This window comes from Cycloclasticus sp. P1, from assembly GCF_000299965.1.
GTDB classification, from domain to species: domain Bacteria; phylum Pseudomonadota; class Gammaproteobacteria; order Methylococcales; family Cycloclasticaceae; genus Cycloclasticus; species Cycloclasticus pugetii.
Window position 1 is genome coordinate 93,471 of the sequence record NC_018697.1, and the last position, 25,495, is coordinate 118,965.

A 25,495-nucleotide genomic window follows, 5' to 3' on the forward strand; every position below is an offset into this window, starting at 1 on the left:
TGGCTAGTTGAGTAAACTTTTTTAAAACCACAGGGCTCACGTAAACGTGTTAGAGGCCCTTTAGGTATAATGCCACTTTGCCTAGCGATAGTTTTTATTTACATGCCTTCATCCATTCGCGAGATTCGCGCATTAATCCCTAATTGTTTAACCAAAGACCGGCATGCCTTTCGTACGCAGTTAAAAAGAGCGAGTTTAAAACGCTCGCTAGAACAGCAAGCGCTGCTAGACACGCTGGCTGAAAAAGTAGCAGTGTCTATTAGTCAGGTAGAGCTGCGTGAGGGAAGTTGCCCAACAGTGAACTTTCCTGATTTACCGATTAGTGAGAGACGGGAGGAAATTTCCAAGCTGATTGATAAGCACCAAGTTATTATTCTTTGTGGTGAAACGGGGTCAGGAAAAACCACCCAATTACCTAAAATTTGCTTGGAACTGGGTCGTGGGTTTAAGGGACAAATTGGCCATACACAACCGCGACGATTAGCCGCGATCAGCGTGGCGCAACGCATAGCTGATGAGCTGAAGTCAGAGCTAGGGCAAGCGGTTGGTTACAAAATTCGTTTTCAGGGTAAGGAGAATCAACAAACCCTTGTTAAGTTAATGACAGACGGTATTTTGTTGGCAGAAATTAAGTCGGATCCATTTTTAAGCCAGTACGATACCTTGATATTAGATGAGGCGCACGAACGTAGCTTAAATATTGATTTTCTCTTAGGTTATATGAAATGGCTGCTACCAAAGCGACCAGATTTAAAATTAATTGTTACCTCGGCAACGATTGACCCCGAGCGTTTCTCTAGGCACTTTGATGGCGCACCTATTATCAATGTTTCCGGTAGAACCTATCCGGTTGAAATGCGTTATCGGCCAGTCGGTGTCGATTCGCAGCAAGGCGACGAGGATATCGTTCAGGGGATTGTTAATGCGGCTGATGAATTACATCGCGAGAGAGCGGGTGATATGTTGGTGTTTTTAAGTGGTGAGCGAGAAATTAGAGAGGCGGCAGAAGCGCTTAGGAAACATCACCCAGCAGGCTACGATATTTTGCCCTTGTATTCACGGCTCAGTAGCAAAGAACAGGCGGCTATTTTTAAGCCGCATAAAAAACCACGTATTGTGCTGGCGACAAACGTCGCCGAAACTTCATTAACAGTACCGGGTATCCGTTGCGTGATAGATACCGGCTTGGCACGGATCAGTCGCTTTAGTCAGCGGAGCAAAATACAGCAGCTACCAATAGAAGCTATTTCACAAGCAAGTGCGAATCAACGAAGTGGTCGCTGTGGGCGAGAAGCGGCGGGAATTTGTATTCGCTTGTTTAGCGAAGATGATTTTAACCAACGGCCTGAATTCACTGAACCTGAAATTTTACGTACCAATCTGGCATCGGTTATTTTGCAAATGAAATCGTTGAGGCTGGCAGATATTAATCAGTTCCCATTTTTAGAGCCGCCTGCCGACAAAATGATTCGTAGTGGCGTGCGTAGTTTGCATGAACTAGGTGCGCTAGATAAAAATGAAAAATTAACTCAAATTGGCCGGCGGTTAACGCATTTCCCGCTCGATCCTCAATTTGGCAGGATGTTATTAGCCGCTGAGCAATTTCAATGCTTAGACGAGGTCTTAACCATAGTGTCGGCCTTGTCGATCCAAGACCCAAGAGAACGGCCTGGTGATAAGGCGAAATATGCCGATGAAAAACATAAAGCGTATCAAAATGAGAGCTCGGACTTTCTATCCTTTTTAGTGTTATGGCGTGAAATACAACGCCAGAAAAAGACACTATCGAATAATCAGTTCCGTAAATATTGTCGAGAAAACTTTCTTGCGTATATGCGAATAAAGGATTGGGAAGATATTCGTCGTCAGCTATTAGATTTAGTGAAAAAAAACTTGGCGTTGAAGATAAACAACACGCAGGCCGACGATGATGCGATTCATCAGTCTTTATTGGCAGGCTTGGTGACTCGGATTGGTTTTAAACACGAACAAGCTGAATATTTAGGTGCACGGAATTTAAAATTTTACATTCATCCCGCCTCTACGTTATTCAAGAAGCCGCCAAAATGGTTGATGGCCGCAGAGCAAGTAGAAACAACGCGTGTTTATGGTCGAACGGTTGCGTCAATAAAACCCGAGTGGATTGAAAAAGCCGCTGGGCATTTGATTAAGCACCATTATTATGAACCGCATTGGTCAAAAAAATCGGCGCAAGGGATGGTGCATGAACAACTTTTATTGTTTGGTTTAACGATTAGCAAAGGGCGGAAAGTACCGTTGGCTCGAACAGAACCAGAGCAAGCCCGTGACATGTTTATACGCCATGGGCTGGTTGATAGAGATATGGTTTGTCATGCGGCGTTCTTTAGAAAAAATGAAAAACTGTTGCAGGAGATTGAGTATGAACAGCAAAAAGGCCGCCGTGTAGACCTGCTTGTAGATGAGCAAGCCTTGTTTGAGTTTTATGATCAAAAATTGCCAGCGCAAATCAACAGTTTGGCCGCTTTAAATAAGTGGATAAAAAAGGATGAAAATCAGGCGATTCTTGAATTAACGCCAGAGGATGTTTCTTCGCAAGATGAAACAGCGGTTGATGCAAATAAGTTTCCCGATATGCGTCTGATAAATGGTGTGCCGATAAAATTAAGTTACCGTTTTGAACCAGGCCATAATGAAGATGGTGTAACGGCGCAGATCCCATTGGCGCAGCTGAACCAGCTCACAGATGATGGGTTTGAGTGGTTGGTGCCGGGCTTGTATGCGGAAAAAATACAGGCATTGATAAAGGGGTTGCCAAAAAATTTACGTAAACAGTTTGTGCCTATTTCAAATTCTGTTGAAGCCTGCTTAGAGGAAATGGATTATGCGAATGGGCGTTTGTTAGACAAATTGGCTGCTTTTTTAAATAAAAAATTTGGCTCAACCTTAAAAGCAGCAGATTTTGAATTAGATAAATTATCACCCCACCTGCGAATGAATTTTCATATTTTGGGTAAAAAATCTAAAACTATTGCTGTATCTAAAGATTTTAATGCCTTAAAGCGGCAGTATGCTGAGAAGGCAGGTATGCAATTTCAAACGGCGTTAACCAGTGCGTTATCGTCATCGGGGTCAAAAAATTGGCAATTTGATGATATCCCCGAACATCAAACGATTCAGCATGAAGGTCAAGAACTGAAGGGTTTTCCGGCCCTAGTAGACGAAAAAACTAGCGTAGGTTTAACGCTGATGGACTCTGCCGAAGAAGCGCAAAAAGCGCATAAGGATGGTTTGATACGGTTGTTTCGTTTGAAATTTGCAAAAGAATTAAAAAAATTAAGTCGCCAATCTGCGATAACAACGTCGCAAGCGTTTAGTTATCAGACATTAAAGCCTCATCCTTACATTCAGCGGCATGTGGGTGAGGATGTATTTGATGATTTGGCTCATCAGCTGATGTCTAGTTTTTTTGCAGATCAAGATATTCGCTCTGAAGCGGAGTTTGACCAAGCGGCACAGCAAAATGATGTCTCGCTCTATGCGAAAGGCTACGAACTCTCTGAGACCATAGCAATGCTCTTGTCGTTGTATCAGCAGGTGGTCGTAGAGTTGCAGCGCTGGCAGAATGAAAAGGCGCTTTACGAAGACATCTCAAAACAACTGGCTTGTTTGTGTTTCCAAGGCTTTGTTCGATACGTCCCAGCCGATCAATTAAAGCTTTATACCCGGTATTTAAAAGCGATGAAAATTCGCTTGGAGAAAGTGGGGGGGCAAATACAAAAGGATCTAGATAAAGCGCGACAGGCGCAAAAATTTGAAAAAAAGTTCTGGTCATTTGTGTCATCAACCAATACAGAGCCTGAGACGGAAGCCTTTAGGTGGTTGCTGGAGGAATTTAGAATATCGCTGTTTGCCCAGCAGATTAAAACGAGGCAGCCTATTTCAGAAAAGCGGCTTGAAAAAGCGTGGGCGGCTATGTTGACCTAGATCAAAATCAAAGGCGATAGCTATTAAGCTCTAATGACGAGTTGTGCTAATCACGTTATAAATGCCCTTTTTACGATATTGAAGCTTTGTCTAGCTGGCGTTTTTGGCGCTATTTATAAGCAAATAGTTGAATAAATAAGGAAAGAGAATGGAACAATTACCTCACAGATACACCGTTAACGTGATCAGTGCTCCGGATACGTCATTAAGTGTGTTCTCTAATGATTTGCCGGTTATAAAGGTGGCAGCACCGAAAGAGTATGATGGCCCAGGCGATCAATGGTCGCCTGAAGAATTGTTAATGGCGTCTTTATCAAGTTGCCTTATTTTGTCATTCAAAGCCATTGCGCGTGCCTCAAAACTAGAGTGGGATGACTTACAATGCGACTCGGTCGGAACTTTAGATAAGGTCGATGGGGCGGTGCTTTTTACTAAAATAAATACAAAAGCAACGTTGTTAGTGAACGATAGTAATGTTGTTGAGAAAGCTGAACGGTTATTAAGAAAAGCTGAAACAACGTGTTTTATCAGTCACTCATTGTCTTCGGAATTACATTTTGAATATCAGATAAACATTAAAGCGTAAGTTGTGTTTGATAAGGCTAATACGACAGTGTAGGGCTATTTTGCATCTTCTGACCGTACTTAAACAGCAAGCTTAGTTTGTTGATATCATCATTGTTACTAGGCTCCTTGGTGAGCCTAATGAACCTCTAGCTGGTATAGAGCCGCACAATAACAGCAGTTTGGTCGGCAGAGTTACTGGCGCTGCTGAACTAAAATCCAAGGTAATACAATAACAGACCAAAGGTTGCTATCACCTTTTGACCATAATAAAGCCTCTTCATTTGAAACGGCTGATAAACGGTTCTCAGCGATCCATTGTTCAATAACTGGTTTATTGTCATTAGCCATTTCCACAGCGGCATCCACAAGATTAAGCTCACTGGAAACACGTAATAAATTACCGCGAGCAAAAAAACGCTCTAAGTCTTTCCACTCAATGCTGGCTGTTTCGGCATGTAAGGTATGCCATTGGTCGGTTTTGTTTTTCATGGCGTGTATTTTACACAAGATTTATCTTCTCAGCAGGGTCTAGGGGGTTAATATGTTTTTGATAATATGCTTATAATATTTAATAATATAAATTTATTCATAACATAAGAGAAGTGACACTATGGAGAACTTTACCCCCTATTTATCGTTAGCAGGCGGTGTATTAATTGGTATCAGTGCGAGTATTTTAATGTACTTAAATGGTCGTATTGCAGGCATTAGTGGCATTGTCGCCGGTGTCTTTAATGCGCCTTCGTTTGAAGAAAAGGCATGGCGCTTTGCCTTTGTTGTGGGCCTTGTTTTAGGAGGTGCGGTTTATATGCACTTTTTCCCAATCACAATAGCGGCTAGGGAATCGATGTCTACAATATTATTAATTGCCGGCGGGTTGGTGGTTGGAATAGGCACAGCAATGGGTAGTGGTTGTACTAGGGGGCATGGAATTTGTGGTATTTCACGTTTTTCTCTGCGCTCATTAGTGGCAACAGCGACGTTTTTGTTAAGTGGCATTGTAACAGTGTATGTTTTCAAACAAATTACGGGGGGTTAATAATGCTTAAAATACTCAGTGCGTTAGTTGCCGGTGTTATTTTTGGCGTCGGTTTGGCGTTATCGCAAATGGTAAACCCTAATAAAGTAATCAATTTTTTAGATATCACCGGTCAATGGGACCCCAGTTTAATGTTTGTTTTAGGGGGCGCTGTTTTAACAACAACGCTTGCTTACCGTTTTATTTTTTCAAGAGGTAAACCTCTTTTGGCTGACGACTTTCAATTACCAACCGTATTACAAATAGATCGTCCGTTAATTATAGGCGCAGCGTTATTTGGTATTGGTTGGGGCGTTATTGGTTATTGCCCAGGTCCTGCGGTTGCAAGTTTAGGGTTTGGTTTTCAAGAACCGTTGCTGGTCGTGGTATCCATGTTGGTGGGTATGTTGCTCTATAAGGCAGCTGTTAAATAATTAAAAAATTGCGCTGATAAACATTTTTAAGCCAACAAAAAGCATGATGACGGCAAACGTTTTCTTCATTGCACCGGTAGGGATTGTGTGTGCTAGATGCACACCAATGGGTGCGGCGAATAAGCTGGCTACACTAATGCCCAGAAAGGCAGGTATATTAATATAGCCAATATTGCCTTCCATGGGGATAGTGTTTTTTAGGCCGAGAATAATAAAACTAATGGCACCAAAAATGGCAATAGGTAGGCCAAAGGTGCTTCCAAACGCAATAGCTTTTTTCATCGGTACGTTGTGCAATAACATGTACGGAACAGTAAAAGTACCGCCACCAATACCAATCAGCGTGGAAAGTATGCCTAAAACACTACCGGCGAGACTCAAGGGTAGTGGCGAAGGCAGTTTGCGCTCAGGATTCGGTGTTAACTTTAGTGCCATACGAAGGCCATTCAGTAATAAAAACCCACCAAACACCATAGAGAGCAGCTCAGTCGTCAGGTAATGCACTAAGTGGGCGCCAAAATAAGCGCCAATAGCAATACCTGGGGTGAAATATTTAACAACTTTCCAGTCAATGGCGCCACGCTTGTTTTGCGCATAAATGGCGGAAAGGGAGGTGATAATAATAGTGGCTAAAGAAGTAGCAATCGCAGTTTGCATGCTGGTTTCTACTGGCATACCATGGGGGGGTAATAGCCAAGCTAAAAATGGCACAATAGCAATACCGCCGCCGATACCTAAGAGGCCTGAAATCAGTCCTGTGAAGGATCCAAACAGCAAACAGTACATGAAAATCTCTAACACAATAAAACTTTGGGTTGAAAAAAAGCTTAAAATCATAACATATATTAGACTATGGTAATGGAGATATATCTGGTAGGCGGTGCCGTCAGGGATAAGCTGCTTAACTATCCGTCAAAGGATAGGGATTATGTTGTTGTTGGCTCATCGGTAGATGAAATGCTACAACAAGGCTTTGAGCAAGTAGGTAAGGATTTTCCTGTTTTTCTTCACCCGGATACAAAAGCGGAATATGCCTTAGCAAGAACAGAACGCAAAATTGGCGGTGGTTACAAAGGGTTTGAAGTGCATGCGTCACCGGAAGTAACATTAAAGGAAGATTTGCAACGGCGTGATTTGACGATCAATGCGATGGCACAACGTGCCGACGAATTGATTGACCCATATGGTGGCAAAGTTGATTTAGAAGCTCGAATATTGCGTCACGTGTCTCCACACTTTACAGAAGACCCGTTACGCATCTTGCGGGTGGCACGATTTGCTGCACGTTATGCGCATCTGGGTTTTAGCGTGGCGCCAGAGACCATGAAACTGATGCAAGAAATGGTTAGTAGTGGTGAGCTTGCCTTGTTAACAGCGGAGCGTGTTTGGCAAGAAATTAGTCGCTCATTGGGTGAGCAATCACCAGATATATTTTTTGAAGTATTAAGGCAATGTGACGCCTTAGCGGTTATTTTGCCGGAGTTGGACGTATTATTCGGTGTTCCTCAGCCAGCAAAGCACCATCCTGAAATTGACACCGGTATTCATACAATGATGGTGCTACGTCAAGCCGCTAAGTTATCGGACAGTGCTGTCGTGCGTTTTGCGGCATTGGTGCATGACCTTGGGAAAGGGCTGACGAAAGCGGATAACTGGCCGTCTCATCATGGTCATGAGGAGATGGGGTTAACGGCTTTAAAGAAGATGGCAACACGTTTGCGAATTCCCAATGAATTTGTTGATCTGGCAGAAAAAGTGATGAAATATCATACGCATTGTCATCGGGCATTTGAGTTAAAAGCAGCGACCTTATTGAAAGTGTTGGAGGCATTAGGGGCTTTTCGCCAACCGCAAAAATTAACCTCATTTTTATTGGCTTGTGAGGCAGACGCCAGAGGTCGAAAGGGTTTTGAAAACAAGGACTATCCACAGGCTGATTGGATTAAACAGGCTTACTTTGCAGCGAATGAAGTTGACCCTAAAGAGTTTGTTAAACAGGGTTTAGTGGGTAAGAAAATTGGTGAGGCCATTCATAAACGGCGGCTTGAAGTCATTCAACAATTAAAGCATGCAAGAGCAGACTAAAGTCGTTGGGCATAAAGTCTGCCAATGATGTTGTTGTGTGTATTTTATAATACTGAGCATGCATATTTAGAGGCTTAAACGGGTAAAAAGACAAACCGGGCAGCCGACTGAAAAACATTTTTTATAGTGCGATGGTTTTTAGTCGCAATAACCAGTGCGAGCAGATCCTGTTGACCAATGAGCTTGCCAAATAACCGATCATAACTTCGGTTTGTTGCGGAGAGGCCTTTACCAGAACTGAGTAAAAAAAGTTCTCCATTTTGTTTTCTTTTGGTTTGCAGTAACCACGAAGCGACTTCAATATTGCGTGCGCCGTTATACACTTTTTGAGCATCTAAGCTATCGAATAAATAAAACTGGCTTTTACCGTTATATGACAAAGTAAGCATGCTAGCTAAGCCTGATACATAAGCAAGTACACGGTCACCTTGATATTGTTCGTTAAAAGCGAGTCGAATACTGTCCACGCTACTTTTGCCATTTACGGTTGGAAAGGGTTGTTTAAAAATACGTGCTACAGCGGCTTCTCTTGATTTTAAATTGGTTTTCTTCCATTCTCGTGGGTTACGTTTGTAGAGTTTTGTTGCTAGTAGCCTTAGGTGTTTGATAGTTTGTTTTACGTGGGTGTCAGCGACCATGTCGATATCAGTCTTGGCCATGGCGTTAAGATTAAAGTATTCGTAATGGTAACCTTTTTGGTCGGGGACTTGAGCGCAAGCACTTAATAGAAGGGCCAAAAATAGCAACAAAAAGAATCGGTTTTGCATATGTTATTCAGTAGTATGTTCTCATTGAAAGTCTAGTTTAATTCGAGGGTGGTGTGTCCAAATTGCAGAAAATAGTGTTAATTACTGGTGCGGCAAGGCGAATTGGCGCGCAAATGACGAAAACGTTTCATGCGGCAGGGTACGGCGTTGTGGTTCACTATCGTTATTCACGCAGCGAAGCGGATGAGCTTGTTCAGCTATTAAATAATAAAAGAGAGCACTCTGCGTGGGCTATAAAAGCGGATTTACAGTCGGTGCAGAAAATTGAGCAGATGGTCGATCAGGTGATTGCTAGATATGGGCGTTTGGACGTATTGATTAATAATGCGTCTACATTTTACCCAACGCCAGTTGGCGATGCTAATGAGAGTGAGTGGAATGATTTGATGGGGAGTAATTTAAAAGCCCCATTTTTTGTCAGTAAAGTGGCGTTCAAGGCATTAAAAAAAACCAAAGGTTGTATTGTTAATATTGTTGATATTTATGCTAAACGTTCATTAGTAGATTACCCGATTTATAGCACCGCAAAAGCGGGGTTATATGCGTTAACAGAATCGTTAGCTAAGGAGTTGGCGCCAGGTGTGCGGGTGAATGGTGTATCGCCAGGGGCGATTTTATGGCCAGAAAGTCAGGCAACTGAATTGACCGACAGCATTGTTGAAAAAATTCCTTTGCAGCGACAAGGTGCACCCAGCGATATTGCCGAAACAGTGTTATTTTTAGCCCAAAATGCGGCTTATATTACCGGTCAGGTGATTGCGGTTGATGGCGGTAAAAGCCTCGTCTAATCCCAACTAAAATCAATGCGTTTTTGTACGATGTTAGATTTGTCGAAATGTTGCCAGAGCTGCTGGTAAGAGGTCTGTAAAACAGGATGTTGTAGGTTGCCAGCAATTTCAGCCAGTGGCTCTAAGACGAATGCGTACTGAGTTATTTCACCACGCGGAATATCGAGAAGAGGGTCTTTGCTGATGAAGTTGCCATACAGGATTAAATCTAAATCCAGTGTTCGCGGGTTAAATTTTTTCTGATCAAGGGTGCGGCCATTGTCTTTTTCAATCGTATCAAGAATGGTATCTACTTGTATTGCGGACAGGTCTGTTTCAAAAGCAGCAATTAAATTTAGAAAGGGTTGACCATCAAAACCAACCGCGTCGGACTCATAAACGCTGGATAAGGTGAGGTTGCCGAATTGTTTTTTTAAGGCATTTATACCGGCACGGATATGTTTTTCGCGCTCAATGTTGCTGCCAATGCTTAGGTAAACAGTGGTCATTGGGGTTTTGATCCACGCTCAATAATAATGCCAACGTCATCGGCATGGCGTAATGCTCCTTTCTTGTTCAAGGTTAGCTTTAGCCAAGGGACATTGAAATCATGAATAATCAGTTCGGCAACTTTTTCGGCTAATGTTTCAACTAACTGAAACTCACTTTTTTCGACAAAATCAATCACTGCTTTCGATAGAGATTTATAGTCTAAAGTGTCGTCAATATGATCACTAGCAGCAGCTTTTTTTATGTCCGCGGCCATTTCGATATCAAAAAAAACGGGCTGTTTTACTTTGCGTTCCCAGTCAAAAATGCCAATGATGGCTTCAATTCGTAAGTTTCGTAGAAAAATAATATCCATAAGGTCTTTGTTTACTTTGTTTGAGGCGTATTAAGTGCAGATAATGGCCAGCGAGGTCGAGCTTTAATGCTGAGCTCGTCGAATTCCCCAGCTAATAGACGTTGATAACCAGCGTAAGCGATCATGGCGCCATTGTCAGTACAAAATTCATGGCGGGGATAAAATACCTTGGCGCTGATTTCTTTGGCCATTTGGTCCAGTGTTTTACGTAAACGTTGGTTGGCGCTGACGCCACCAGCAACCACTAGGGTAGAGAGCCCGGTTTGAGTTAAAGCGCGTTTGCATTTAATCGCCAATGTGTCAGCCACGGCATCTTCGAAGGCTCTGGCGATATCAGCACAGGTTTGCTCGTCTAAAGCATGTTGCTGGCTGGTTGTTAAGGCAAAAGTTTTGAGCCCGCTAAAGCTAAAATCAAGCCCTGGCCGGTTGGTCATAGGGCGTGGAAAATTAAACCTTTCCGGATTGCCATTTTTGGCGCAAGCGGCCAAGGCAGGTCCCCCTGGGTAGCCTAAATTGAGTAATTTTGCTGTTTTATCAAAGGCTTCGCCGGCAGCATCATCTAAGGATTCGCCGAGTAGTTGATAGTCACCTATTTGATTGACCTTAATTAATTGTGTGTGCCCACCTGAGACCAATAAGGCAACAAAAGGAAAGCTAGGTGGTGTTGTTTCAAGCATGGGGGCTAATAAATGACCTTCCATATGGTGAACGCCGATAGAGGGGATGTCCCACGCATAAGCCAAGCTTCGAGCAACGCTAGCTCCAGCAAACAGAGCGCCAACAAGTCCCGGCCCAGATGTGTAGGCAACGCCGGACAACTCACGACTAGTTACGCTGGCATTAGCAAAGCATTGTTTAATAAGTGGAATTAGTTTACGGACGTGGTCTCGTGAAGCCAGTTCAGGCACAACGCCTCCGTACTCCGCATGCATGTCAATTTGGCTATACAGCGCATCAGCGAGTAAGCCGCGTTCGCCATACAAGGCAACGCCTGTTTCGTCACAGGATGTTTCAATACCAAGAACAAGTGGTGGCTGGGTAGTCATTGATGGCGATGGTTTAGCAAGGTTTTAAAGCAGGCTATTATACGCAAACAAGGCGCTTTCTGCCTAAACGATATGAAGCTCACGTTAATCATTAACAATAGATTTTCGTTAAAGGTGTTGTTATTAGGAGAGTATGGGTGTTGGCATATGGCTTTGCTGCGTGTATAATCCGCCATCCTTTTACACCATTTAACTTTTAAGAAGAGAGAAATACATGCCTTCAGTTCGCGTTAAAGATAACGAACCATTTGACTTTGCTCTACGTCGTTTTAAGCGTACATGTGAAAGAGCCGGCGTTTTGGCTGAATCACGTAAACGTGAGTTTTATGAAAAGCCAACTGCTGAGCGCAAGCGTAAAGCAGCTGCAGCGGTTAAACGTCATTTGAAAGGGTTGTCTCGCACACGTCGCGCATTGAACAACCTTCGTCGTGGCCGTAGCTAATATTTGCTACTCGCGTCGTTAACATAATGAGCGAACAAGCTACGCCTTTATTGCACCGTATCCGTGAGGATATGAAGTTAGCAATGAAGGCTAAAGAAAAAGAAAAGCTGAGTGTTATTCGTTTAATACTCGCTGCTATTAAGCAAAAAGAAGTCGATGAGCGTATCGAATTAGATGATACGCAAGTCCTCCAATTGCTCGATAAGATGGTCAAACAGCGTCGTGATTCAATAGAGGCGTTTGACAAAGCAGGTCGTGACGATCTATCACTGATAGAGCAAAAAGAAACAAGTATTATCCAGCAGTACTTGCCCCAACAATTAACTGAATCAGAGGTCGATCAACTGATCGATCAGGCGATTACCGAATCTGGTGCGCAAGGCATGAAAGATATGGGTAAAGTGATGGGTATTCTTCGTCCTAAATTACAAGGTCGTGCAGACGTTGGTGCGGCAAGCGGTAAAATAAAAGCCAAGCTTTCTTAATTTGTTTTTATTTAGTGGTCCGCATGATCACTGTATGACAAATTGGTAGGCATGGAGAAGCGCATCAATTTCACTGGGCACTTCCGGCTCGTATAGAAAAGTATTAACGCTTGTTAATGTTGTCTATGCTTCAAGCAAGAATCATAGGGTAAATAAAATACCATAATCATGGCAGGTCGAATCCCCCAGCATTTTATTGATGACTTATTGGCAAGAACCGATATTGTCGAGGTGATTGATAGCTTGCTACCGTTGAAAAAAAAAGGTGCAAACTACTCTGCTTGCTGCCCTTTTCATAACGAGAAAACCCCCAGTTTTACTGTCAGCCAAGACAAGCAGTTTTATCATTGTTTTGGTTGTGGCCAGAGTGGTTCGGTGATTGGCTTTTTAATGGATTACAGCCACTTTAGTTTTGTAGAAGCAATTGAAGAATTAGCAAGCCGCGCTGGCGTGGAAGTTGTACGCGAGCAAGGGTTTGAAACGGAGAAACCGAAACGGGATTTATCGCCACTGCTGCGTATGAATGAGAAGGTGAGTGACTTTTACCAGCAGCAACTGCGACAGCATGGGGCCAGTCATATTGCGACGGAGTACTTGAAAAATAGAGGGCTGACAGGCGAAGTGGCTAAAACCTTCCAATTAGGTTTTGCACCACCAGGTTGGAGTAATTTGCTGTCGTCGTTGGGCCAAGATAACGATTCGCTCCATCAGTTAGGTGAATTAGGGCTTGTGGTGACGAATGAAAATAATAAAACGTATGACCGCTTTAGAGAGCGAATTATTTTCCCTATCCGTAATAAACGTGGGCAAACTATCGGGTTTGGTGGTCGAGTTCTAGATGGCGGCGAGCCAAAGTATTTAAATTCTCCAGAAACGCCGCTCTACCATAAAGGCCGTGAAGTATATGGTTTATATGAAGCGCTAAAATCGTCTACTAAAATACAGCAAATTATTGTGGTTGAAGGCTACTTAGACGTTATTTCGCTTTATCAGCAGGGCGTTACAAATGCTGTTGCTGCCTTGGGTACCGCAATCACTCGCGAGCACGTTGATTTATTATTTCGCTCTGTGTCCACCTTGGTGATATGTATGGATGGTGACACAGCGGGACAAAAAGCAGCATGGCGTGCTGTGACGAATGCTTTGCCAGCTTTGCGCACTGGACGGCAAATAAAAGTATTACTGTTAGCTGAGGGTGAAGATCCTGATAGTTTAATTCGTGAAAAAGGGGCCTCACACTTTGAGCAGTTGGTAGAGCAGGCGACGCCGTTGTCCAGTTATTTTTTTGATTACTTAGGTAAACAGCACCCGTTGACGACAATTGAAGGGCGGGCTGGTTTTATGGAGCAAGCGAAACCATTGCTAGATACATTACCTGCGGGTGCTTTTGCAGAATTAATGAAGAAACAATTAGCACAGCTAACTAAAATGGAAAAGCAAGGTGCGGCTGCTTCCTTCAAACCTCGGTTCGGTGCGCGACAAGTTGTTAAAAAAACTGGGGCCGCCCCCCTTTCGGCTATGAGGCATTTAATAATGCTGATTCTTCATGAGCCTGCGTTGGTGCAAAGAATTAATACACAAGACGCTTGGTTACAATTAAATGTGCCAGGAATGCCGGTATTAAATGAAATTATTTCGGTGTTAAATGGTCATATAGAGGTATCGCCAGCAATGCTGCTAGAACGGTTTCGTGGGCACGAACATGAAAAAATTATTAGAGCATTGTTTGCCGAAGAGCGATTAATCGAAGGGGAGTCGACTGAGCAGGAGTTTTTAGGCGCGATTGAGCGCTTGAAAGAGCAGGCAAAAAAGAGTCGTTATGAAATATTATTGGCAAAAGCAGAAGATTTAAGTGAAGAAGAAAGAGATGAGCTTAGAGAATTAATGAAATAAAAGAACATTCGTAGATAAATTAAGAATATCTGCTAAAATACTCGGTTCAGTTGGCGAAAATTTGTACTTAGTTCACGGGAACATAATGGATAAAGAACAACAGAAAGAACAAACCTCTAAAATCAAAGCATTGATTAGTAAAGGGCATGAGCAAGGTTACTTGACGTATGCGGAGGTGAACGATCACCTACCACAAGACGTGGAGCCAGAGCGTATTGAAGAAATCATTACAATGATTTCAGATATGGGCATTAGTGTCAGCGAAGAGGCGCCAGAGTCAGATACTGTATCCGATGGCACCGTTGCTCAAACGGTTGATGAATCTGCTGCGGCTGAAGTAGCGGCTGTTGCTTTAGCAACCGTTGATAAAGAGTTAGGCCGAACGACAGACCCTGTCCGTATGTACATGCGTGAAATGGGCACGGTTGGCTTATTAACTCGCCAAGGTGAGCTTGATATAGCTAAGCGTATTGAAGAAGGGCAAAACGAAATGTTGGCGGCGATTGTTCGTTACCCAGCTGTTGTGGATCGCTTTTTTGATGTGTTCGAAAAAATTAAGAGTGATGAACTTCGCCTAGCAGACTATATTCCAGATTTTGTTGATTTAGAAGACGACTATGATTACACGCAGCCTGCGGCAGCGAAAGATGAAAGTGCGCCTGAAATTCCAGCATTAACCATCGAAGATGTCGAAGTTCGTATTAACGAAATTGCGGCTAAGTACAAAGAATGTACTAAGGTGATTAAAAAAGAAGGTTATGCCTCAGAAAAAACTCAAAAAGAGTTTGATGAGTTGGCCTTATTGTTTATGGCGCTTAAATTTACACCGCGTTTCTTTACATTGCTTTCAAATGAAATGAAACAATGTGTTGAGTTGGTTAGAGCTCAAGAAAAAACCATTATTGACATCTGCGTTAAACAAGCAAAAATGCCGCGTAAGTTATTTATCGCAGGCTTTGTTAAAAATGAAAGTGACATAACATGGTTAGAAGAGCACTTAAAAACAGACGAGCCATTTGTTGCTGTTATTAAAGAAAATTTCCATGAAATTAAAAAAGCACAAGTTAGGCTGGCTAATGTAGAAAGCGAAAGCTCTTTAGTCACGACAGAAATCAAAGACATTAACCGTCGCTTATCGATTGGCGAAGCCAAAATGCGCCGTGCTAAAAAAGAAATGGTTGAAGCCAATTTACGATTGGTGATCTCCATTGCTAAAAAATACACAAACCGAGGGCTGCAATTCTTAGACCTTATTCAAGAAGGCAATATCGGCTTAATGAAAGCGGTTGATAAGTTTGAATATCGTCGTGGTTATAAGTTCTCTACCTATGCAACATGGTGGATTCGTCAGGCCATTACGCGTTCCATAGCCGACCAAGCAAGAACGATTCGTATACCAGTGCATATGATAGAAACGATTAATAAATTGAATCGTATTTCACGTCAAATTTTGCAAGAAAAAGGTCGAGAAGCATTACCAGAAGAGTTAGCGATAGAAATGGAAATGCCAGAAGACAAAGTCCGCAAAGTACTTAAAATTGCAAAAGAGCCTATCTCTATGGGTACACCGATCGGTGATGATGAGGATTCAAGCCTAGGTGACTTTATTGAAGATGCTAACGCAGTGTCACCAGTAGACTCAGCAACAATTGAAAGCTTGAGAGAGTCAACACAAGACGTACTTGCTGGCTTAACCGCTCGCGAAGCAAAAGTGATTAGAATGCGATTCGGTATTAATATGAATACTGATCACACACTGGAAGAAGTGGGCAAGCAATTTGATGTGACTCGTGAGAGAATACGCCAAATTGAAGCAAAAGCATTACGTAAATTACGTCACCCTTCACGAACAGAGCATTTACGTAGCTTTATAGATACGTCAGAATAGAACAATGGGCCTATAGCTCAGTTGGTTAGAGCAGTGGACTCATAATCCATTTGTCCAAGGTTCAAGTCCTTGTAGGCCCACCATATAAAAAGCCTCAATTCCCGTTTAGGGAGTTGGGGCTTTTTTATTTAAATAAGGTTTTTCAATGCGCTAGATTTACTTTATTCGGTAACCGTATAAAGCCTATAGCGGGTGGGTGATAAAAAGAAGGTGTTGCTGGCCTTTTAAAAAAGCTTTAAGTGAAAAAAATCACAAATTAAATTTAGTAATATGCTGTTTACCCGTATGCTTATAGACAATTCATTAATGAATCTATAAATAATATGTCGACAACATTATTAGCCATTTATAACCGGACCGTTTTAGGTCGACCTATTTTTACAATGGTCGTAATGGTGCTTTTAGTCATTTTTCTGGGGACTCATGCTACTAAGTTTAGACTAGATGCCTCTGCTGATTCGTTAGTCCTAGAAAATGATGAATCATTGGAACTTTATCGGTCAATAAAGGCGCGCTATGGTTCAGATGATAGTTTAATTCTTACCTATACACCTCAGTTGGATATGTTTTCAGATGAGGTGCTACAAGACATAAATCAGTTACGGTCAAAATTAAAAAAGATTGATCGAGTTGAGTCAGTAACTACTTTATTAGATGTGCCTTTAATTAATAGCCCTCCGATGACGTTGTATGAGTTAAGCGAGGAGGTTATTACGTTAGAAAGCCCTATGGTTGATCGTGAGCTAGCTAAGCAAGAGATAATTTCTAGTCCGCTTTACCGTAATCTATTAATCAGTCCTGATGGGGAAACGACTGCCCTGCAAATAACGTTTAAATTTGATGAAAAGTGGGAGAGTTTGCTAAAAAGTCGTGATGCTTTGCGTACCAAGCAGTTAGAAAATAAGCTTTCTGTAAAAGAGGCTAACTTACTGCAAAAAATTTCAGATGAGTTTGATGCTTATAACGCATTGTTACAGGTCCAACAAAGTAAAGATATTGAGACAGTACGTAATATCATGGATCAACACCGAAAGTCCGCGCACTTGTTTTTAGGGGGCGTGCCGATGATTGCCAGCGACTCGATAGACTTTATTCGGCATGATTTATTAACGTTTGGTATTGCTGTTTTTGTGATTCTCATCATTATTTTAAGTGTTATTTTTAGACGCTTACACTGGGTTATTCTGGCCATGATGACCTGTTCAGCATCAGCAATGAGTGTGATTGGTATCTTGGGTCTTTTAAATTGGCCGGTGACGGTTGTTTCATCAAACTTTGTTTCATTGCTTCTTATTTTAACGTTATCGTTATTGGTTCATTTAATTGTCCGGTATAGAGAATTACATCGAACACTGGCAAATTATGATCAGCGAGAATTAGTGCTTGAGACGGTAAAAAGTAAATTTATTCCCTGCTTGTATACATCGATCACCACGATGGTGGCCTTCGGTTCGCTACTGGTTAGCGGTATTCGCCCAGTGATTGATTTTGGTTGGATGATGGTAATAGGTATTGGCATCGCGCAGCTGATGACGTTTACATTATTTCCTGCGGCAGTGGTGTTATTAAATAAGGAAAAGCCGACGCAAGAACATGATATTACCGAGAAGCTGACACAGTTTTTGGCAGATAAGAATAAGCAATATGGTCGTGGAATTATGTTGTCTTTTGTTCTCTTGGCGGTGTTAAGTGTTTGGGGGCTTGCTCAACTGACCGTTGAAAACCGTTTTATAGATTACTATAAAGAGTCGACAGAAATTTATCAGGGTATGGAGCTGATAGACCAAAAGCTAGGCGGTACAACCCCCATGGATGTGGTTATTGATGCACCGGCTTATTTTTACGAAGAAGAGGCTGAAGAAGAAATATATGAGGAGGACGATGAGTTCTTTGATGATGAGTATGGTGATGCTGCTGTTGGAATAACCGGCTCAAGTTATTGGTTTAACAGTCAGATGCTAGGGAAGATTGAGGAGATACATAATTACCTTGATGCCTTTGATGAAACAGGGAAGGTAATCTCCATAGCAACAGCAGTAAGTTTGCTAAAAACGCTCAATGAGGAGATTCTAAATAATGATTTTGAGCTGGCGATTCTTTATAAAAAGTTGCCCCCTGTTATTAAGGAATCGTTAATTGAGCCTTACATGTCTGCCGATGGCAATCAATTACGTTTTAGCATCAGAATTTTTGAATCAGACCCGTCACTACAACGCGGAGAGTTATTGGCAGAAATTAAACAAGGTCTAAACCGTGACCTTGGGATAGATGAGGAGCAAATTAAAGTTACCGGCATGGTCGTTCTCTATAATAATATGCTTCAAAGCTTATTTCGCTCACAAATTTTAACCTTAGGCGTTGTGTTTGTTGCTATTTTGATAATGCTGGCAATACTTTTTCAAAACATACGCTTAGCAGCCATCGCCATCATCCCCAATATAATGGCCGCGGGAATGGTGCTTGGGCTAATGGGCTGGTTAGCAATTCCACTGGATATGATGACAATCACCATCGCCGCTATTTGTATAGGCATAGCCGTCGATGACACGATTCACTATGTACACCGTTTTATAGATGAATATAGCCAACATCAAGATTATTGGTTGGCGGCTCAGCGAAGCCATAGTTCGATTGGTCGAGCAATGTATTACACCTCGTTGACGATTACGATAGGTTTTTCAATTTTAGTATTTTCTAATTTTATACCCACTATATATTTTGGTCTTTTAACGGGGTTTTCAATGATTGCAGCCTTACTGGCGAATATGACGCTCTTGCCATTACTTATTATTCGTTTCAGGCCACTGGGTAATCAACCAAAAATTAATGTTTAATAAGGCTTGTTAGTGTGGGGATTTAAGGGGGCTAAATCACGCTCGAAAAAAGATGTTTAGCTTTTTGTTGGCTATAAAAATCAAATGCCATGCAAATATTTCTAATCAACAACTGCCCAGAGGCTAAGACCTTAATTTCATTAGTATCGTAGCGTATCAACCCATCACGCGAAAATTGATCGAGCTGTGGGTAGGCGTCAGCAAAGTAAGTGGCAAAATTAATATTAAGTTCTTCTTCAATAGTCCTAATATCTAGCGTGAAATGGCAAATAAGCTGAGTGATCACAGCACGGCGAATTTTATCGTCGGCATTCAGAGTAATGCCCTGATAAATAGCTAGTTCATTATGCTTCAAGCTGTTTGCATAGTCGTCTAATGTGCGTTGGTTTTGGGAGTAGGAATCTGCAATACGCCCAATAGAAGTAACGCCAAGGCCAATCAGGTCACAATCTGAACGTGTGGAGTAGCCTTGAAAATTTCGGTAGAGTTTGCCATTGTGTTGGGCAACAGCCAGCTCATCGTCAGGCTTTGCGAAATGATCCATGCCAATGTATACATACCCAGCGCTGGTCAATTGATCAATAGATTGGTGCAGTATTTCTAGTTTTACTTCGGGCGTGGGTAACTCGTCCTTGTTCATTTGGCGTTGAACTTTAAAGCGCTCAGGCATATGTGCATAATTAAAAATAGACAGTCGGTCAGGGTTCGCGCCATGGATGACTTTATCAAGCGTTTGTGAAAAGCTACGAGGCGTTTGATGGGGTAAACCATAAATCAGGTCGAGGCTAATAGAACGAAAATTATTTGCACGGGCGGCATCAACAACCGCCAATGTTTCGGTTTCACTTTGAATGCGATTAACGGCCTTTTGAACAAAGGGGTTGAAATCTTGAACCCCTAAACTGATTCGATTGAAGCCAATCTCTCGTAATAAAGCGATGGTTTTTTCATCGGCTTCACGAGGGTCTATTTCAATGGAAAACTCGCCGTTATTATCATCTGCTAATGTGAAATGTTGGCGTGTAACAGCCATCAGTTCGCGCATTTGTTGATGATTAATAAAAGTGGGCGTGCCACCGCCCCAATGTAGTTGTTCGACGGTGCGTTTAGAATCAAATAAGGCTGCTTGTAGGGCGATTTCTTTGTGTAAATTATTTAAGTAGGGAACAGCATGCTGACGATTTTTGGTAATGATTTTATTGCAGGCACAATAAAAGCAGACCGTGTCACAAAAAGGCAGGTGAAAATATAGAGATAGCGGCCCACCTCGTTGATTGGATAGGTCAACTTGCTGCTGATAACTTTCAGCTGTGAAATTTTCATTAAATTCAACAGCTGTTGGATACGAGGTGTAGCGTGGCCCAGCTTTGTTATAACGCTGAATAAGGTCGAGGTCGAAAGTTACGGTTTGTTCCAAGGCTATAGTGATGTGCAAATGTTCAAGGCACTATAGCACTTCAATATGGGTTGATATGAGGAAATGAAGTCAGATCTGATGCGGATCAAGTTAACGTTATATCAATTAAAGTAGGTGCGATTTGCTGATATTTACGCACCCAAGTTTGTGATAAAACAAGGCAATGGGGTTGCTCGATGATGGCGCATGATATAAGCATTCAAGCCTGTCTGAGCTCGCCAATCGTTTAGAAAGTTGGTACGTAACGCGATGTATTTTTAGATGATATGATGAAGTGCATAGGACTTTATTTTTATCGGCGTGCTCAGAAAAATTTGAAGTTAAAGGAGACAAGTTGAATATTACATTCCACGGTGCTGCAAAGGGAGTAACCGGCTCCTGTCATCTTATTGAATGTGCCGGTCAGCGCATTCTCATTGATTGTGGGCTGTATCAAGGCAGTCGAGAAATTATTGAAGAAAATGCTGAACCGTTTGGCTTTGACCCTGCTTCGATTGATTTTTTATTACTGACGCATGCTCATTTAGACCATTGCGGGCGAATCCCGCTGTTGGTGAAACGCGGTTTTAAAGGGGTTGTTATCACCACGGCAGCCTCATTGGAGTTGGCTCGGTTGGTTATGCTGGATTCTGCTGGCCTACAAGAAGAAGAGGCGCGCTACCAACAGCGTAAAGCAAAACGACAGCAAAATAGTGAAAAGGACATTGAGCCGCTATATAGTATTTTAGATGCGCTCAATAGTTTAGAGTTTTTTGGCAGACAAGCCATTTACGGGCAATCTGAACAGCTAGCAGCGGGGATACAAGCAACCTTTTTTGAGGCAGGGCATATTCTGGGGTCAGCGTCTATTCTTCTGCAGCTTGAAGAGAAGGGCGAGGTTCGACGAGTGCTCTTTTCAGGTGATCTTGGTTACGGTGGACGGGCCATTTTGAACGCACCAGACAGGCCGCCAAAAGTAGACACGGTTATTATGGAAACAACCTATGGTGATAGGGTGCATAAGCAATTACAACCCTCTATTAAAGAGCTTTATGGGGTGATTAATGAAACGATAGGCCGTGGCGGAAATGTCATCATTCCGACGTTTGCGATGGAAAGAGCGCAAGAAGTGCTCTATTTTTTACGAGAAGGTATTCTTAGTAAAAAGATAAAACATTTTATTAATGTGTTTCTTGATTCACCCATGGCAATTTCTGCAACGCAAATTTTTGCGCGGCATCCTGAATGCTATAACACAGAAGCTCTAAACCTGTTTAATGAAGGCAAAGACCCTTTTGGGTTTCCAGGGCTACATTTTACGCGTGAAACGACCGAGTCAATGGCAATCAATCAGGTGGGTGGTGGTGCTGTTATTATGGCAGGATCGGGTATGTGTACGGGCGGACGTGTGCGGCATCATTTGAAACATAATCTATGGAATCGGCGCAGTAGTATTGTATTTGTTGGTTTTGCAGCTCAGGGAACGTTAGCAAGACGTATTATTGATGGTGCAAAAACAGTAAAAATATTTGGTGAAGAGATGCCTGTTCAAGCCAGTATTCATACGATTGGTGGTTTTTCTGCGCATGCTGACCAAACTGAATTAATCGCATGGCATGCAAAAACAGGGAACCCTAAAACGACGTACCTTGTTCATGGTGAAGAGAAAAGCATGAAAAGCTTTGCTGCAAAAATTCAAGCAACAGATGTGAGAATACCAACGCTGCATGAATCGTTTGAACTATAAAGACGAGCATTAGCATTTAGGCTAGTGTATGTATGCGATAGCGATGCACTATAAAACAAACGGTTAATGTCGTTATATCTGCAATACTGCATGCCTGAGCAGTATTTTTAGGGATGTTAATAGCACAATAGTGGTCTATACTAATAAAAAAAATGTAAGTATGGAGGGGTGAGGGGATGAACGATAACACAGCAAGTAATGCGCAGGCAGTGACCAAGGTTAATGTCTATTTTAATTTTAGAAGTCCATATTGTTATTTAGCGTCTAAAAGTATGTTTTCTGTCGTTGATCAATACCGCGTAAAGTTTTTATGGAAACCTTTTGGCGGATGGGCCGGTCGATCATCGCCTGAGCGAGTAAAGAAGAAAATACATTTAGTACGCCAAGACGTAGCACGTAGTTGCAAGAAAATGGGTATTCCATTTTCTCCACCACCGATTGAAACGGACCCAACATTGGCAGGCGCAGTCTCGTTTGCAGCGGAAAAAGAAGGCCTGTTGAAGCCTTATATCATTGAAGTGATGAGGCAAGAGTGGGCAGAAGGCAGTAATATCGGTGAAATAGATACTTTGTTTGAAGTGGCAGAAGTAATAGGTTTATCACATGAATGTGTTGAAGCAGCCAGTAGTGATGAGTCTTATCTTGTTAAAATGGATGAGAATTGGCAAGAAGCACAATCAAAAGGGGTTATTGGTGTGCCATCGTTTACAGTTGACGATCAAATCTTTTGGGGAAATGATCGGATTGATTCGTTGAAAGATCATTTGCATGACCTGAGATTGAGAAATATCTAATGGTAACAACAGAATCGTCAATAACACTTTATCAACGGCCAGATTGCCCCTTTTGTTGGAAGGTACGGTTAGTTGCTTTTGAAACCAAGCTGACCATTAGAGAAATTGTTGTTCAATTGGATAAAAAACACCCTGATGTCGTGTCTTTAAACCCAAATGCGACAGTGCCCGTTTTGGTAGACGGTGATTTGGTGATAACTGAGTCAGCACAGATTATTGAATACCTGCTTGACCAGTGTCCAGAAATACAGCTGATGCCTAGCTCGCCTAAAGCACGTGCGAAGGCCAGACTGCTACATCACTACAGTGATAGCAAATTAGGAAAAGTTCTATTTCCCTATATCAAGCAAAAACGAGATAGCCCAACACACGAAGCCAGTGCCGAGGTTAAGGAATCGACTCGGTTAGCCTGGTTTGATGAGCAGCTCATCTTATCGGAGCAATTGGGTCAGAGTGAGTTTTTTGCTGGGCATTTCTCAGTGGCAGAATGCGCCTTAATACCGCGCTTTTGTTTGGCCATCACACATGGCTTAGCAATCGATGAGTCATTCCAAAACTTGCATGATTGGTATGCACGTTGTGCCGCCCGGTCCTCTTTTCTTAAAGCACTGCCTGAGCAATTTCCGGGGCTTGCTTAGTGCTCTGGTGCGACTTACGTTTCGTCGCTGTTAACATAAGTTTAATGGTTATCTACGAGGGGTTGTATGACAATCCTTAAGGTTATAACGGGTTTAATTTTATTGCTGTTGCTGATATCGGCATGGTTTTATTTCAGTGCTGAAGAGCCAGTGCCGGTACGCTTAGTGTCCGTTAGTAAAGGGCCAGTAGATTTAACGGTTTCTAATACTCGGGCAGGTACCATTAAAGCTTGTAACCGATCACATTTATCATTACCCACCGGTGGGCAAATTGCAGAGTTGTTTGTTAACGAGGGTGACCACGTTAAGAAAGATCAAGTGCTTATTCGACTATGGAATAAAGATCATCAAGCTCGTTTTGAAGAGGCGATTGCCAGAGTGGAGGCGGCCAAACTCACGGTAATTGAAAGCTGCCGTATGGCGAGCCTTAATAAACGTGAACATAAGCGATTAACAGGGTTAGCGGCTAAAAAATTGGTGTCTGTGGAACGTTTGGATGCTGCCGAGACGAAAGAGACTATCTCAGCGGCAAGTTGTAAGAAGGCTCAAGCTAGTAAGGACAGTGCTATTGCCGGTATGAAATTACAACAGGCGATGATAGAGAAAACCGAATTAATAGCGCCCTTTTCGGGTGTGATTGCTGAAATTAACGGTGAAGTGGGCGAGTACATTACGCCATCTCCATCAGGTGTGGCAACGCCGCCGGCCATTGATTTAATTGGCGAAGGTTGTTTGTATGTCCAAGCCCCTGTCGATGAAGTGGATGCCTCTTCAATTCAACCGGGTATGCTTGTGCACGTGACATTAGATGCGTTTCGTGGGGAACGGTTTGAGGGAAAGGTTTCGCGAATTGCACCGTATGTAAAAGAGCTTGAAAAACAAGCGCGTACGGTAGATATAGATGTTAATTTAGTAGATAAAGAACATTATCAAAAAATGCTTATCGGCTATAGCGCCGATGTAGATGTGGTTATTGAGCAGCAGAAAAACACCCTTAGGTTACCGACAGAAACGATTATTGATGGCAATAAAGTATTGGTATATCAGGCATCTAATAAACAGTTGGCCTTAACGGAGTTTACCCCGGGCTTGAGTAATTGGCGTTATACAGAAATTAAGGCGGGCTTAACGGATACTGAGCAAGTGCTGATATCGCTTGATGTAGAAGGCGCTGTGGATGGAGCCTTAGTGACCATAGACGATGATTGAATTAGATCATTTAGAAAAAAAGTTTCAAATCGGTGATCAAGTTGTTCATGCTCTGGACGATGTTTCTTTAAAGATTGAACAAGGCGAGTATATAGCTGTGATGGGGCCGTCAGGCTCAGGTAAATCAACCTTAATGAATATTTTGGGCCTGCTTGATAGGGCTAATTCGGGTGATTATATGCTCGATGGTATTAATGTATCGACCTTAGAGGAAGCCGAGCGGACAACGTTAAGAAGTCAAAAAATTGGTTTTGTTTTTCAGTCTTATCATTTAGTACCCCGACTATCGGCACGAGAAAATATTGAGTTGCCGATGATGTTATCGGGCATCCCAGCGCAGCAACGTAAGCAGGCAGTGGATGATATTCTTGATAAATTGCACCTAATGGATCGAGCGCATCATAGCCCGAATCAATTATCAGGTGGGCAACGACAACGTGTCGCGATAGGCCGAGCAATAGTGATGAAGCCGAGCATTTTATTAGCAGATGAACCGACGGGTAATTTGGACTCAACATCTGGAGAGGGTGTGACGCAGTTGCTCGAATCACTAAACGCAGAAGGTATTACTTTAATGGTAGTAACTCATGACGCCACACTGGGTGCACGAGCGAAAAGGCAGTTGAATATGTTAGATGGGCGTATAGTTTAACG

Annotated in this window: 23 protein-coding genes and 1 tRNA gene; 17 read left to right on the plus strand and 7 right to left on the minus strand. The window is 42.4% G+C overall.

Features of this window, described 5'->3' with window-relative positions; all coding sequences use genetic code 11:
* The first annotated feature begins 69 nt into the window (after positions 1 to 69).
* Positions 70 to 3,966, plus strand: a complete 3,897-nt coding sequence (hrpA, locus tag Q91_RS00440) for an ATP-dependent RNA helicase HrpA (RefSeq protein WP_015004900.1) — start codon at positions 70 to 72, stop codon at positions 3,964 to 3,966.
* A gap of 148 nt (positions 3,967 to 4,114) precedes the next feature.
* Positions 4,115 to 4,552 (plus strand): OsmC family protein, encoded by a 438-nt coding sequence (locus tag Q91_RS00445; protein ID WP_015004901.1) that lies wholly within the window; start codon positions 4,115 to 4,117, stop codon positions 4,550 to 4,552.
* A gap of 173 nt (positions 4,553 to 4,725) precedes the next feature.
* Here Q91_RS00445 and Q91_RS00450 read toward each other — a convergent pair whose 3' ends face one another.
* Positions 4,726 to 5,022 (minus strand): DUF2288 domain-containing protein, encoded by a 297-nt coding sequence (locus tag Q91_RS00450; protein WP_015004902.1) that lies wholly within the window; start codon positions 5,020 to 5,022, stop codon positions 4,726 to 4,728.
* 121 nt (positions 5,023 to 5,143) lie between these two features.
* On the opposite strand from Q91_RS00450, the gene Q91_RS00455 reads away from it, so the two are divergent.
* Together Q91_RS00455 and Q91_RS00460 are read left to right on the plus strand one after the other, a co-directional pair.
* Complete coding sequence (locus Q91_RS00455) at positions 5,144 to 5,572, plus strand: YeeE/YedE family protein (protein ID WP_015004903.1); 429 nt, start codon at positions 5,144 to 5,146, stop codon at positions 5,570 to 5,572.
* A gap of 2 nt (positions 5,573 to 5,574) precedes the next feature.
* Entirely contained in the window at positions 5,575 to 5,985 is a 411-nt protein-coding gene (locus tag Q91_RS00460) for a YeeE/YedE family protein (protein ID WP_015004904.1), read from the plus strand.
* Here Q91_RS00460 and Q91_RS00465 read toward each other — a convergent pair whose 3' ends face one another.
* Entirely contained in the window at positions 5,986 to 6,786 is an 801-nt protein-coding gene (locus Q91_RS00465) for a sulfite exporter TauE/SafE family protein (protein WP_238538337.1), read from the minus strand.
* A 57-nt stretch (positions 6,787 to 6,843) separates the two neighbouring features.
* Here Q91_RS00465 and Q91_RS00470 point away from each other — a divergent pair, with 57 nt between their 5' ends.
* Positions 6,844 to 8,070 (plus strand): multifunctional CCA addition/repair protein, encoded by a 1,227-nt coding sequence (locus Q91_RS00470; RefSeq protein ID WP_041230467.1) that lies wholly within the window; start codon positions 6,844 to 6,846, stop codon positions 8,068 to 8,070.
* A 74-nt stretch (positions 8,071 to 8,144) separates the two neighbouring features.
* Here the strand turns inward: Q91_RS00470 and Q91_RS00475 are convergent, their stop codons facing one another.
* Entirely contained in the window at positions 8,145 to 8,837 is a 693-nt protein-coding gene (locus Q91_RS00475; RefSeq protein WP_015004907.1) for a hypothetical protein, read from the minus strand.
* 53 nt (positions 8,838 to 8,890) lie between these two features.
* On the opposite strand from Q91_RS00475, the gene Q91_RS00480 reads away from it, so the two are divergent.
* Positions 8,891 to 9,625: a pteridine reductase gene (locus Q91_RS00480; RefSeq protein WP_238538338.1), complete on the plus strand. Its 735-nt coding sequence runs from the start codon at positions 8,891 to 8,893 to the stop codon at positions 9,623 to 9,625.
* Here the strand turns inward: Q91_RS00480 and folK are convergent.
* Genes folK through tsaD form a run of 3 tightly spaced genes read right to left on the minus strand, consistent with a single transcriptional unit; the run spans position 9,622 to position 11,515 of the window.
* On the minus strand, positions 9,622 to 10,113 hold the full coding sequence (gene folK / locus Q91_RS00485) for a 2-amino-4-hydroxy-6-hydroxymethyldihydropteridine diphosphokinase (RefSeq protein WP_015004909.1): 492 nt from the start codon (positions 10,111 to 10,113) through the stop codon (positions 9,622 to 9,624). The two genes, Q91_RS00480 and folK, sit on opposite strands and share 4 nt — an antisense overlap.
* Positions 10,110 to 10,469 (minus strand): dihydroneopterin aldolase, encoded by a 360-nt coding sequence (folB, locus tag Q91_RS00490; RefSeq protein WP_015004910.1) that lies wholly within the window; start codon positions 10,467 to 10,469, stop codon positions 10,110 to 10,112. The genes folK and folB overlap by 4 nt, the downstream gene beginning before the upstream one ends.
* An 11-nt stretch (positions 10,470 to 10,480) precedes the next feature.
* On the minus strand, positions 10,481 to 11,515 hold the full coding sequence (gene tsaD, locus Q91_RS00495) for a tRNA (adenosine(37)-N6)-threonylcarbamoyltransferase complex transferase subunit TsaD (protein ID WP_015004911.1): 1,035 nt from the start codon (positions 11,513 to 11,515) through the stop codon (positions 10,481 to 10,483).
* A 214-nt stretch (positions 11,516 to 11,729) separates the two neighbouring features.
* On the opposite strand from tsaD, the gene rpsU reads away from it, so the two are divergent.
* The 6 genes from rpsU to Q91_RS00525 all read left to right on the plus strand — a co-directional run bounded on the left by rpsU (position 11,730) and on the right by Q91_RS00525 (position 19,057).
* Positions 11,730 to 11,957, plus strand: coding sequence for a 30S ribosomal protein S21 (gene rpsU / locus Q91_RS00500; RefSeq protein ID WP_015004912.1), 228 nt, complete (start codon positions 11,730 to 11,732; stop codon positions 11,955 to 11,957).
* A gap of 26 nt (positions 11,958 to 11,983) precedes the next feature.
* Positions 11,984 to 12,442 carry a GatB/YqeY domain-containing protein gene (locus tag Q91_RS00505; RefSeq protein WP_015004913.1) on the plus strand — a complete coding sequence of 153 codons (459 nt, stop codon included), beginning with the start codon at positions 11,984 to 11,986 and terminating at the stop codon, positions 12,440 to 12,442.
* Between the two features lie 168 nt (positions 12,443 to 12,610).
* On the plus strand, positions 12,611 to 14,335 hold the full coding sequence (gene dnaG / locus Q91_RS00510) for a DNA primase (protein WP_015004914.1): 1,725 nt from the start codon (positions 12,611 to 12,613) through the stop codon (positions 14,333 to 14,335).
* A gap of 85 nt (positions 14,336 to 14,420) precedes the next feature.
* Positions 14,421 to 16,223 (plus strand): RNA polymerase sigma factor RpoD, encoded by a 1,803-nt coding sequence (gene rpoD, locus Q91_RS00515; protein ID WP_015004915.1) that lies wholly within the window; start codon positions 14,421 to 14,423, stop codon positions 16,221 to 16,223.
* Positions 16,224 to 16,229: 6 nt separating this feature from the next.
* Positions 16,230 to 16,306: transfer RNA gene (locus Q91_RS00520), tRNA-Ile, on the plus strand.
* 240 nt (positions 16,307 to 16,546) lie between these two features.
* Positions 16,547 to 19,057 carry an RND family transporter gene (locus Q91_RS00525; protein WP_015004916.1) on the plus strand — a complete coding sequence of 837 codons (2,511 nt, stop codon included), beginning with the start codon at positions 16,547 to 16,549 and terminating at the stop codon, positions 19,055 to 19,057.
* Between the two features lie 31 nt (positions 19,058 to 19,088).
* Here the strand turns inward: Q91_RS00525 and hemN are convergent, their stop codons facing one another.
* A complete protein-coding gene (hemN, locus tag Q91_RS00530; RefSeq protein WP_015004917.1) occupies positions 19,089 to 20,474 on the minus strand; it encodes an oxygen-independent coproporphyrinogen III oxidase in 1,386 nt (461 codons plus the stop codon).
* 334 nt (positions 20,475 to 20,808) lie between these two features.
* On the opposite strand from hemN, the gene Q91_RS00535 reads away from it, so the two are divergent.
* The 5 genes from Q91_RS00535 to Q91_RS00555 all read left to right on the plus strand — a co-directional run bounded on the left by Q91_RS00535 (position 20,809) and on the right by Q91_RS00555 (position 25,493).
* Positions 20,809 to 22,200 carry an MBL fold metallo-hydrolase RNA specificity domain-containing protein gene (locus tag Q91_RS00535; protein ID WP_015004918.1) on the plus strand — a complete coding sequence of 464 codons (1,392 nt, stop codon included), beginning with the start codon at positions 20,809 to 20,811 and terminating at the stop codon, positions 22,198 to 22,200.
* A gap of 176 nt (positions 22,201 to 22,376) precedes the next feature.
* Positions 22,377 to 22,994, plus strand: a complete 618-nt coding sequence (locus Q91_RS00540; RefSeq protein WP_015004919.1) for a 2-hydroxychromene-2-carboxylate isomerase — start codon at positions 22,377 to 22,379, stop codon at positions 22,992 to 22,994.
* Positions 22,994 to 23,632 carry a glutathione S-transferase family protein gene (locus Q91_RS00545; RefSeq protein ID WP_015004920.1) on the plus strand — a complete coding sequence of 213 codons (639 nt, stop codon included), beginning with the start codon at positions 22,994 to 22,996 and terminating at the stop codon, positions 23,630 to 23,632. Before Q91_RS00540 ends, Q91_RS00545 begins: the two co-directional genes overlap by 1 nt.
* 66 nt (positions 23,633 to 23,698) lie before the next feature.
* Positions 23,699 to 24,841, plus strand: a complete 1,143-nt coding sequence (locus Q91_RS00550; RefSeq protein ID WP_015004921.1) for an efflux RND transporter periplasmic adaptor subunit — start codon at positions 23,699 to 23,701, stop codon at positions 24,839 to 24,841.
* The gene (locus Q91_RS00555; protein ID WP_015004922.1) at positions 24,834 to 25,493 is read left to right on the plus strand and encodes an ABC transporter ATP-binding protein; all 660 of its coding nucleotides are present in this window, start codon (positions 24,834 to 24,836) and stop codon (positions 25,491 to 25,493) included. Before Q91_RS00550 ends, Q91_RS00555 begins: the two co-directional genes overlap by 8 nt.
* Positions 25,494 to 25,495: the final 2 nt, after the last annotated feature.